This window comes from Streptomyces sp. NPDC044061 (assembly GCF_056434305.1).
In genome coordinates, this window is the sequence record NZ_JBWKFL010000022.1 from 1 (window position 1) to 9,443 (window position 9,443).

Consider the following 9,443-nt stretch of genomic DNA (forward strand, 5'->3'; position numbering starts at 1 on the left):
TCACCCTCGTCGCGGCCGACGCGCTGCGGGTGTCCCCGGACCGCGTCCGGGTGCGCATCGGCGACAGCGACTTCGGACCCGCGATGATCGCCGGCGGTTCCATGGGCACCCGCTCCTGGTCCTGGGCGGTCACGGCCGCGGCCGACGAACTGCGCGACCGGCTGGCCCTCGGCACCGACATCCCGCCGGAGGGAATCACCGTGCGGTCGGACACCACCGCGGCCGTCGCAGCCCTCAGGTCGGCCGAACGCCACTCCTTCGGGGCGCAGTTCGCCGAAGTGGCCGTGGACGTCACCACCGGCGAGGTGCGCGTGCGACGCATGCTGGGCATCTTCGCGGCGGGCCGGATCGTCAACCCGCTCACCGCGCGCAGCCAGTTCGTCGGCGGCATGACCTGGGGCATCTCCATGGCCCTGCACGAGGAGGCGGTCCGGGACCACGCCTCGGGCGGCCACGTGGGTGCCGACCTCGCCGGCTATCACGTCGCCACCCACGCCGACGTCCCGTCCATCGAGGCCGACTGGATCGACGACACGGACCCGAAGGACCCGATCGGGATCAAGGGCATCGGTGAGATCGGCATCGTCGGCGCCGCGGCCGCCATCGCCAACGCGGTCTGGCACGCGACCGGAGTACGGCACCGCAGCCTGCCGATCAGGCCCGACCGCGTCATCCTGGCGGGGGCACCAAGTGCTTGACGTGGCAGAGAAGTTGCTCCGCTGGAGCGAGGAGGGCCGGGACTTCGCCGTGGCCACCGTGCTCGCGGTGGGCGGCAGCGCGCCGCGCGGTCCCGGCGCCGCCCTCGCCGTCGACGGCGCGGGCACCGTCGTCGGCTCGGTCTCCGGCGGCTGCGTGGAGGGCGCGGTGTACGACCTGTGCCTGCAGGCGCTCGAGACGGGCGAGAGCGTCACCGAGCGGTTCGGCTACAGCGACGACGACGCCTTCGCCGTGGGGCTGACCTGCGGCGGCACCATCGACGTGCTGATCACGCCGGTGGGCGCACAGGCGCCCGTTCGTGCGGTCCTGGCGTCGGCCCTTTCGGCCGCCGTCGACGGCGAGCCGGCGGCCCTGGCCCGGGTCGCGCGCGGCCCGGCCGAACTCCTCGGCCGTGCCCTGCTGGTGCGCGGGGACGGCACGTACGAGGGCGGTCTGGGCGGCCACCCCGAGCTGGACCGGACCGCGGCGGCCGAGGCCCGCGCACTGCTGGAGGCGGGGCGCACGGGCACGGTGGAGCTCTCGGCGGACGGCTCGCACTGCCCCGGCGGCCTCACTCTCCTGGTCGAGTCGAACGTGCCGCCCCCGCGGATGATCGTCTTCGGCGCGGTGGACTTCGCGTCGGCGCTGGCGCGTGCCGGCAAGTTCCTCGGCTACCACGTGACCGTCTGCGACGCCCGGCCCGTCTTCGCCACGCGGGCCCGCTTCCCCGACGCCGACGAGGTCGTCGTCGACTGGCCCCACCGCTACCTGCGGCGCACCGGGACGGACGCCCGCACCGTCCTGTGCGTCCTCACCCACGACGCGAAGTTCGACATACCCCTGCTGAAGACGGCCCTGGCGATGCCGGTGTCGTTCGTCGGCGCGATGGGGTCGCGCCGCACCCACGAGGAACGCGATCGGCGGCTGCGCGAAGAAGGCGTGAGCGAACGGGAGCTGGCCCGGCTGCGCTCCCCGATCGGCCTCGACCTCGGCGCCCGTACACCGGAGGAGACCGCCCTGTCGATCATGGCGGAGATCGTCGCGGCCAGGCGAGGCGGTACGGGCGCTCCCCTGACCGGCTCGACGACACCGATCCATCGCGACCGTGCGGAGGACGGCGGGGCGACGGCGGCCTGAGCGGACGAGCGGACGGTGGCCGGTCCGCCCGGACGCTCAGGTGTGGGGGCAGAGGACGAAGTCGGAGTGGGCACGCCAGGTGCGGTCGTCGCCGAGTCGGTCGAGCGCGTCCCTGATCCGGCGCAGGTGGGCGGGGGTCAGCTGGAGGGGTGGCTCGTCGGGCTGGTGGGTGGTGCGGACCGGGTAGTCCACGCCCGGTTCGGTCGTCATCTCGATGTGGCAGCCCAGCACATGGGTGACCGGCCGGTGGTCGGCGAACTCGATCAGGCGGTCGATGCTGCGGGTGAAGGCGGCAACGTCCTGGATGTAGAGCCGTCCGGGATAGACGCTGTCGCCGGTGAGCAGGAGACCGGTGGCCGGGTCGTAGTAGGTGACGGCCGCCTCGTGGTGGCCCGGGGTGGCCAGGCACTCCAGCACCCGGCCGCCCAGGTCGACACGGGCGACTGCGTCCGGGGCCGTGTCGAACCCGAAGTACCGCCAGGCGGTGTCGCGGTCGGCGCCCACCACCGTGGTGTCGGGCCGTCCCGCGAACTGCTCGTCGCCCGCGATGTGGTCGCCGTGCGCGTGGGTGTGCAGCACGAGCAGGTGGTAGCCGTCCCGGGGGTGACGGTCGAGCCAGTCCGCGAGCAGTTCGTCGACCACCCGGCGCAGCGGGAAGAACTCGGCGGACTCGGTGGCGCCGGTGTCGATCAGCACGGCACGCTCGTTGCCGCACAGCAGGAACAGGAACGGCGCCTCGTAGTGGACCGCCATGTTCTGCCGCAGGATGAACGTGTGCTCGTCGTACGCGTGGACCTGGATGTCCGGGTCGGTGTTGTGCTTGGCCGACGGTGAGCCGTGGATCCACCGCACGTCCAGCGGCCGGGGCAGGGGAGCGGCGGCGGTGAAGTCGATCTGGTGGGTGCCGGTGTCCACGATGTCTCCGCGCGTGCGTCGTCTTGGCGGGCCGGGTACGGCGCACATCTCGTCCGGGGCAGGCACGTCCGAGCCTCCGATCGGGACGCTACCACGCTGCCCAGCGGCCACGGATCGCGCGGACGACGCCCCGACGCCCGCCCCCCGTTCACGTGGACCTGTCTTCGGTGAGCAGACAGGCGGTCAGCGCCGCGATGTCGTCCTGCAGGCGGTCGTGGCTGTAGTCCAGCAGGTCCTGATGGAGCCGTTCCAGCAGCTCGCGCGGCGGCAGCGGCCCCCAGGAACGGAGGCGCTGGGCCAGGGGGTAGAAGGAGCCGGCGGGGTCGCGGGTCTCCGTGATGCCGTCCGTGAACAGCAGGAGCTGGTCGCCGGGCCGGAATTCATAGACGTCGACGTGATACGGGTCGCCGACCAGCATCCCGAGGTTCAACGGCGGGGCTGACCGGCCCCGGTCCAGTTCGCGCACCTCGTCGGGGCGGACGCGGAGCGGGGGAGGGTGACCGCAGTTGACGACGCGGACGACATGGCCGTCGGTGGGGATCTCGGCGAACACGGCGGTGACGAACCGTTCGCTCATCTCGCTGCCACCGAGCAGTGTCGCCCTGCGGCTCATGCTCGTCTCCACGCGGTCGGCGAGCGCGGGCAGATCGGGTTCGTCGTGCGCCGCCTCGCGGAACGCGCCGAGCAGGGCGGCGGCGGTCTCGACGGCGAGCAGACCCTTGCCCCGGACGTCGCCGACGAGCATGCGGACCCCGTACGCGGTGGGGACGGCCTCGTACAGGTCGCCGCCGATGCGTGCCTCGGCGGCGGCCGAGAGGTACAGGCTTTCCAGGAGAAGGTCGCCGATGCGGTGCGGAACCGGTCTGAGCAGGACGCGCTGCGCGATCTCGGCCACGAAGCGCACGTCGGCGAGCGTGCGCTCTCGGCGGGTCCGATGGGCGGCCAGGATCGTGCCGAGGGCGCCCACCAGGGCGGTGCACACATAGGCGGCCACGTAGTGGCGGTCCCACAGGTAGCCGACGGACCGGCCCGCACAGCACGGGGTACCGGCCAGCACCCCTTCGAGGAGGATGGCGAACGCCGTGGCGGCGGCGACCGTGACGGGCCCGTGGGCGAAGGCGGTCACCAGAGGGAGGGCGATCAGCACGAAGCTCACCGGCCAGTCCACGGGGGTCAGCGGCTCGAGCAGCAGCACGATCGCGACGTACATGACCGGAAGCCAGCGCATCCACGCCGGGGGAGCGGGCAACTGGGTCCGTACGGCCATGCCGACCCCCGGCAACCGAACGGCACGCCCGTTCCTCACCCGTGGCTCCCGCGCGCGGAACCCGGCGGACCGGCCGGAGCGGTCCTGAGGACGTGGCGTTCGGGCGAACGACACGCCCGAGGGTTCGGCTTGTGCGGCCTCGGCACACCGGACTCCAGTCATATGACCTCGACAAGAGGTCCAGCCTGCTGCGCCCGCTCGCGGCACACCGGTGATTGGTCCACTCGGCGGCATGTTCCGGCCCACCCGGGCGTGATAATATTCATCGACTGATGAATTACTGCTCTCGAAGGGCAGGGCCTGTCATGGATCGGACCACCTGTTGTGTAGTGGGAGGCGGCCCCGCGGGCATGGTGCTCGCCCTGCTGCTCGCCCGCTCCGGCGTCCGGGTGACGGTGCTGGAGAAGCACGCCGACTTCCTGCGCGACTTCCGCGGCGACACCGTCCACCCCTCCACACTGGCGCTGCTGGACGACCTGGGCCTGGCCGAGCGGTTCGCGCAGCTGCCCCAACGCCGGGTGAACACCGTCCAGCTGCCCGTAGGGACCGGCCACTCGGCGGTCACCGTCGCGGACCTCACGGTGCTGCCCGGCCCCTACAACTACGTGGCGATGGTGCCCCAGTGGGACCTGCTGGACCTGCTCGCCGACGAGGCCCGGCGCGAACCCACCTTCGACCTGCGGATGAACACGGAGGCGACCTCCTTCCTGATCGAGTCCGGCCGCGTGACCGGGGTGCGCTACCGCACCTGCGAAGGTCAAACCGGCGAGTTGCGCGCCGTGCTCACCGTCGCCTGCGACGGCCGCGGCTCACTGGCCCGCTCCCGGCCCGAACTGGGCCTGCACCGATTCAGCTGCCCGATGGACGCCTGGTGGTTCCGCCTGCCACGGCACAGCGCGGACCCGCGCGGGCTCGTCGGCGGCGCCGGCGAGCGCTTCCTGACCGCCATGATCGACCGCGGCGACTACTGGCAGTGCGCCGCACTCATCCCCAAGGGCACCGACCCCCAGCGCCGCGCCGCCGGCCTCGACCGCTTCCTGGCCGACTTCACCGCGGCCGTCCCCTGGCTCGCCGACCGTGCGCACGGCCTGCGCTCGTGGGACGAGGTGAAGCTCCTCGACGTGCGCCTCGACCGACTGCGCCGCTGGCACCGCCCGGGTCTGCTGTGCATCGGCGACGCCGCGCACGCGATGTCCCCGGTCTTCGGCATCGGGATCAACCTCGCGGTCCAGGACGCCGTTGCCGCCGCCCGCCACCTGGCAGAGCCACTGAACCGGGGGACCGTGGGCCTGCGCGACGTACGCGGTGTGCAACGCCGCCGCCGTCCGACGACGGTCGCCACACAGGCGCTCCAGCGCACGGCCCACGCCCGCTTCATCGCTCCGGTCCTGCAGGGCCGGCCGCCCCTCGGCAGCGCCGAGCGGGCCCAGCGCCTCGCACGCCTGCTCACCAGGTCACGTTGGGCGCGCCGCCTCCCCGCGTACTTCATCGGATACGGCGCACTTCGGGAACGCCCACCGGGCGCGGCCGTGCGTTAGCCGCCGCGGCCCCGGCACGCGTGCGCTTGGTGCCCCGCACCCGGCAATTGGCCCCGACCCGGCACCCGCCGGCCCCGCCCAGCCGTGGCACGATGGTGTTGAGCAGCACCCTGCGCAGGGGGTGTGGAACATGGCCGTATCCCAGTCGTCGCCCGCCTCGGGAACGCACCGTCCGGGACTGAGACGCGAAATCGGCTTCATCGGGCTGATCTGGGCCTCCGAGGGCTCGATCATCGGATCCGGATGGCTGTTCGGCGCGCAGGGCGCCCTCGCGGCGGCGGGACCGGCAGCGATCATCTCCTGGGCCATCGGCGGCCTCGCCATCCTGATCCTCGCGCTGGTGCACGCCGAACTCGGCGGCATGTATCCGGTCTCCGGCGGCACCGCACGCTTCCCGCACTACGCCTTCGGCGGAGCCGCCGGCGCCTCCTTCGGCTGGTTCTCCTGGCTGCAGGCGGCCACGGTGGCGCCCATCGAGGTGCTGGCGATGATCACCTACGCCCAGCACTACTCCTGGGCGAGCGGCTGGGAGAAGATCCAGGGCGGCGAGCACGTGCTGACCCCGCCCGGTATCGCCGTCGCCGTAGGCCTGATGGCGGTCATCACGGCCGTCAACTTCCTCAGCATCCGTCTGCTGGCCCGCACCAACAGCGCGGCGACCTGGTGGAAGGTCGGCGTCCCGCTGCTCACGATCTTCGTGTTCGCCATCGCCCAGTTCCACGCGAGCAACTTCACCGCGGCCGACGGGTTCGACCCCTACGGGGCCAAGGGCATCCTCTCCGCCGTCTCCACCAGCGGCATCATCTTCGCCCTGCTGGGATTCGAGCAGGCCGACCAGCTCGCCGGCGAGAGCGCCAACCCCAAGCGCGACATCCCGCGCGCGGTGATCGGATCGATCGTCCTCGGTATCGTGATCTACATCCTCCTGCAGGTCACCTTCCTCGCCGCACTGCCCGCGTCCCAGATCGGCAGCCACTGGGCCACCTCCGCCTTCAACGCGCTGAGCGGCCCGTTCGCCCAGGTCGCCACCCTCATCGGCCTCGGCTGGCTGGCCACCGTCCTCTACCTCGACGCCGTGATCTCCCCCGCCGGGACCGGCCTCATCTACATCACCGGCTCCTCCCGCGTCTCCTACGGCCTCAGCCGCAACGGCTACGTCCCCTCCGTGTTCGAGACCACCAACCGGCGCGGTGTCCCCTGGGCCGGCCTCATCACCGCCTTCGTGATCGGCTGCATCTGCTTCCTGCCCTTCCCCAGTTGGCGCTCCCTCGTCGGGCTGATCACCAGCGCCAGCGTGCTCATGTACGCCGGTGCTCCGCTCTCCCTCGGCGTGTTCCGCGACCGGCTGCCCGCGGCCCACCGCCCCTACCGCCTCCCCGGCGCCGGCTGGATGTCACCGCTGGCCTTCGTCGTCGCCAACCTGCTGATCCTGTGGTCGGGTTGGACCACCGACTGGAAGCTCGGCGTCGCCATCCTCATCGGCTATGTCATCCTGATCGCCAACCGGGTCTTCAAGATGAACCCGATCACTCCCCAGCTCGACCTGCGCGCGGCCCAGTGGCTGCCCGTCTACCTCGTCGGGATGGGCCTGATCGTCTTCCTCAGTGACTTCGGACCCCTCAAGCACCCCTGGTTCCCGCTCTGGTGGGACATCGGCGTCGTCGCCGCCTTCTCTCTCCTCATCTACTACTGGGCCCTGGCGGTCGCGCTGCCCGGCGAGCGGATCCAGCGGCTGATCGACCAGGTCGTCGTCCCGGAGGAAGAGGACGTCGTCTGACCGCGCGCCTGTGGGCACTTCCTCCGCTGCTCCGTTGGTGCCGACCCTCGTGGCGCGGGCGGAGCCTGGCGCAATGCCGCATGGCGATCCCCCTCACCGAGTTCCGCACTCCGCGGACGTACCGGCCTCGCCGCCGTGGCCACGGCGGTGCTGCTGGTCGCCACGCCGGTGGCGGCCGCGAAGCCGCCAGGCCGTTCACCCGGGCCGTGCCGCACCCACGACGAGTTGAGCCGGTCCGTGCACCACCTGGTCACCGACGACCGGATCGCCGGCGCCGCGGACCAGGCAGCCGCCGCCCGCAGCCCCATGGGGCTCGGCGCCCACCGGGTGGACGAGCACGTCCGCCCAGGCGATCCTGTGCGGCGACGTGGCCGCACCGCGCGGCTGGAGCTCTACTTGGCGGGATCTGTGGCGTGCCGGGACCCGGGACACCCTGTTCGGTCCCGTCACGAACGACATCGCCGTGCGCGCTCTGGGACCCGCCGCGCGAACGCCCGACGATGATCCCGAAGGACCGGCCGACCCTGCTCGTCGACGCGACCGGCGACCCGCGCACCGTCTACCGCGGCGCACCTGTCAGGCGTGAGCCGTGAGGATCATGTAGGGGGCGATACGGGTCTCCGCCGGTGCGTGCTCCGCGGCGGCGTCGGCGGGCAGGGTGGGCAGGTCCACGGTCGGGGAGGGGAACCCCGCCCCGGTCAGGAAGGACCGGTACCGATCGAGGGAGCGGTGGTGGGTGACCGTGCTCATCATGGCGCCGTCGCGCAGGCGCAGCAGCGTGGGCACGAGGTCGCCGTCGCCGTACACCGCTCCTGGTTCGCCGTTGCGCAGGGTCGAGAAGGCCACGCCGGTCGCCGCGGGGTTGAGGTCCGCGAGCAGGTACGGGGCACCGGGACGCAGGACCCGGCGGACCTCGGCGGTGAGGGAGGCCAGCCGGTCGTCGTCGGGGTCCGTGCAGTAGACCAGGCAGCACACGGCGGCATCCACGCTGGCGTCGGCGAGCCAGGGCAGGGCGCGGCCGTCGAACAGCCGGTAGGAGGTACGAGGGTGTGGGCGGTCGGCGCGGGCGATGTCCAGCATGTCCGGCGAGGGGTCGACTGCCTGCACCGTCCACTGCCCGGTGCCGGCCAGTTGTGCCGCGATCGCGCCGGTGCCGCACCCGATGTCCAGCACCAGCCCGTCATGGTCCTGGTTCCGGCGGAGCCGTCGCAGCACGGCGGGGAAGATGAGTCGCTCGGCCAGCCGCATGTCGCGGTCCCGGTAGGCGTCGGCCGCGGCGGAGGTGTCCCAGCCGATGGGGTGTTCGTCGGCGGTCAAGGCTCGCTGCCTCCTGGCCTGCACCTGGCCCCCCCGACTCTTGCGGAGGGGCGCTCCGCGGCAGCGTGACACGCGAGAAGGCCCGACGGAGCCCGGTGCTGGGAGATTCGCTCGAAGGGTGTCAAAAATCCGGTGAACCTGCACATGGTTCACCGCCGGGCCGAACGAAACGTGAACACTCGTCACGAGCGCGCGGAGAGCGGGTCACCCGGCGCGGGAGTATCCGCTTTCCCGAAGCGATGGCAAGGCCCTTGAGTGAGTCACAGTGGCGGGCCGCGTGAAGGGGTGCGAAATATTCGGTCACCGCACCGTCACCCCGGTGAAGCCCGGTTTCCCGAATCCTCCCGCCTCGAGGCTCGCAGGTTGGCCGCTCGTTTCCCGGCGTGCTTGGATCCTTCCCGTGGCACAAGTCGCCGGAAATCCCTTTCAGTTCAGGGAACCGGCGCACTTCGCCATTCCCTGTTCTTCTTTGTTCTTCTTTTCTGAAGGGAAACGACCATGACGAACCCCGCCTCCCGCATCGCGACGACCGAGATCTCCGAGACCGAACTGGACAACGTCTCCGCCGGTCTCGCCGCCGGAGGCTCCGGCGGCTTCTTCCTGGAGACGCCGATCGCGAACATCGCCGGCGGCATCGAGGCGATCGGCTCGGCCGAGGGCCTTTCGTCGGACGCGAGCCTGCACACCACCGCTGTGTGACGACGGCACAGAACCGGTCGTGGGGGGGGGGGGGGGGGGGGGGGGGGGGGGGGGGAGAGGGGAGGGGGAGGGGGGGGGGGGGGGGGGGGGGGGGGGT

Annotated in this window: 9 protein-coding genes and 1 riboswitch; of the genes, 5 read left to right on the forward strand and 4 right to left on the reverse strand. The window is 72.0% G+C overall.

The features are described 5' to 3' along the window. Nucleotides 1-698, forward strand: a 698-nt coding sequence (locus AC07CM_RS31275) for a molybdopterin cofactor-binding domain-containing protein (protein ID WP_478879825.1), incomplete at its 5' end; no start/stop codon positions are given. Continuing rightward, a complete protein-coding gene (locus AC07CM_RS31280; protein ID WP_478879826.1) occupies nt 691-1,833 on the forward strand; it encodes an XdhC family protein in 1,143 nt (380 codons plus the stop codon). The genes AC07CM_RS31275 and AC07CM_RS31280, both read left to right, overlap by 8 nt. Nucleotides 1,834-1,869: 36 nt before the next feature. On the opposite strand, the gene AC07CM_RS31285 is transcribed toward AC07CM_RS31280, so the two are convergent. Further along, nucleotides 1,870-2,748, reverse strand: coding sequence for an MBL fold metallo-hydrolase (locus AC07CM_RS31285; protein ID WP_478879827.1), 879 nt, complete (start codon nt 2,746-2,748; stop codon nt 1,870-1,872). A gap of 12 nt (nt 2,749-2,760) precedes the next feature. Then, nucleotides 2,761-2,828, reverse strand: a riboswitch (guanidine-III (ykkC-III) riboswitch). 68 nt (nt 2,829-2,896) lie between these two features. Next, nucleotides 2,897-4,015 carry a PP2C family protein-serine/threonine phosphatase gene (locus AC07CM_RS31290; protein ID WP_478879828.1) on the reverse strand — a complete coding sequence of 373 codons (1,119 nt, stop codon included), beginning with the start codon at nt 4,013-4,015 and terminating at the stop codon, nt 2,897-2,899. A gap of 305 nt (nt 4,016-4,320) precedes the next feature. Here AC07CM_RS31290 and AC07CM_RS31295 point away from each other — a divergent pair, with 305 nt between their 5' ends. Beyond that, complete coding sequence (locus tag AC07CM_RS31295) at nt 4,321-5,553, forward strand: FAD-dependent oxidoreductase (RefSeq protein WP_478879829.1); 1,233 nt, start codon at nt 4,321-4,323, stop codon at nt 5,551-5,553. Between the two features lie 130 nt (nt 5,554-5,683). Beyond that, on the forward strand, nt 5,684-7,330 hold the full coding sequence (locus AC07CM_RS31300; RefSeq protein ID WP_478879830.1) for an APC family permease: 1,647 nt from the start codon (nt 5,684-5,686) through the stop codon (nt 7,328-7,330). A 195-nt stretch (nt 7,331-7,525) separates the two neighbouring features. Here the strand turns inward: AC07CM_RS31300 and AC07CM_RS31305 are convergent, their stop codons facing one another. After that, nucleotides 7,526-7,780: a hypothetical protein gene (locus AC07CM_RS31305; protein ID WP_478879831.1), complete on the reverse strand. Its 255-nt coding sequence runs from the start codon at nt 7,778-7,780 to the stop codon at nt 7,526-7,528. A 126-nt stretch (nt 7,781-7,906) separates the two neighbouring features. Then, entirely contained in the window at nt 7,907-8,647 is a 741-nt protein-coding gene (locus tag AC07CM_RS31310; RefSeq protein ID WP_478879832.1) for a class I SAM-dependent methyltransferase, read from the reverse strand. 498 nt (nt 8,648-9,145) lie between these two features. Here AC07CM_RS31310 and AC07CM_RS31315 point away from each other — a divergent pair, with 498 nt between their 5' ends. Further along, nucleotides 9,146-9,346 carry a hypothetical protein gene (locus AC07CM_RS31315; protein ID WP_478879833.1) on the forward strand — a complete coding sequence of 67 codons (201 nt, stop codon included), beginning with the start codon at nt 9,146-9,148 and terminating at the stop codon, nt 9,344-9,346. The last annotated feature ends 97 nt before the right edge of the window (nt 9,347-9,443 follow it).

Excerpts from the sequence above, each read along its gene's own strand:
- AC07CM_RS31290 (WP_478879828.1), bottom strand. The coding sequence starts at position 4,015 with ATGGCCGTACGGACCCAGTTGCCCGCTCCCCCGGCGTGGATGCGCTGG.
- AC07CM_RS31295 (WP_478879829.1), top strand. The coding sequence starts at position 4,321 with ATGGATCGGACCACCTGTTGTGTAGTGGGAGGCGGCCCCGCGGGCATG.
- AC07CM_RS31300 (WP_478879830.1), top strand. The coding sequence starts at position 5,684 with ATGGCCGTATCCCAGTCGTCGCCCGCCTCGGGAACGCACCGTCCGGGA.
- AC07CM_RS31315 (WP_478879833.1), top strand. The coding sequence starts at position 9,146 with ATGACGAACCCCGCCTCCCGCATCGCGACGACCGAGATCTCCGAGACC.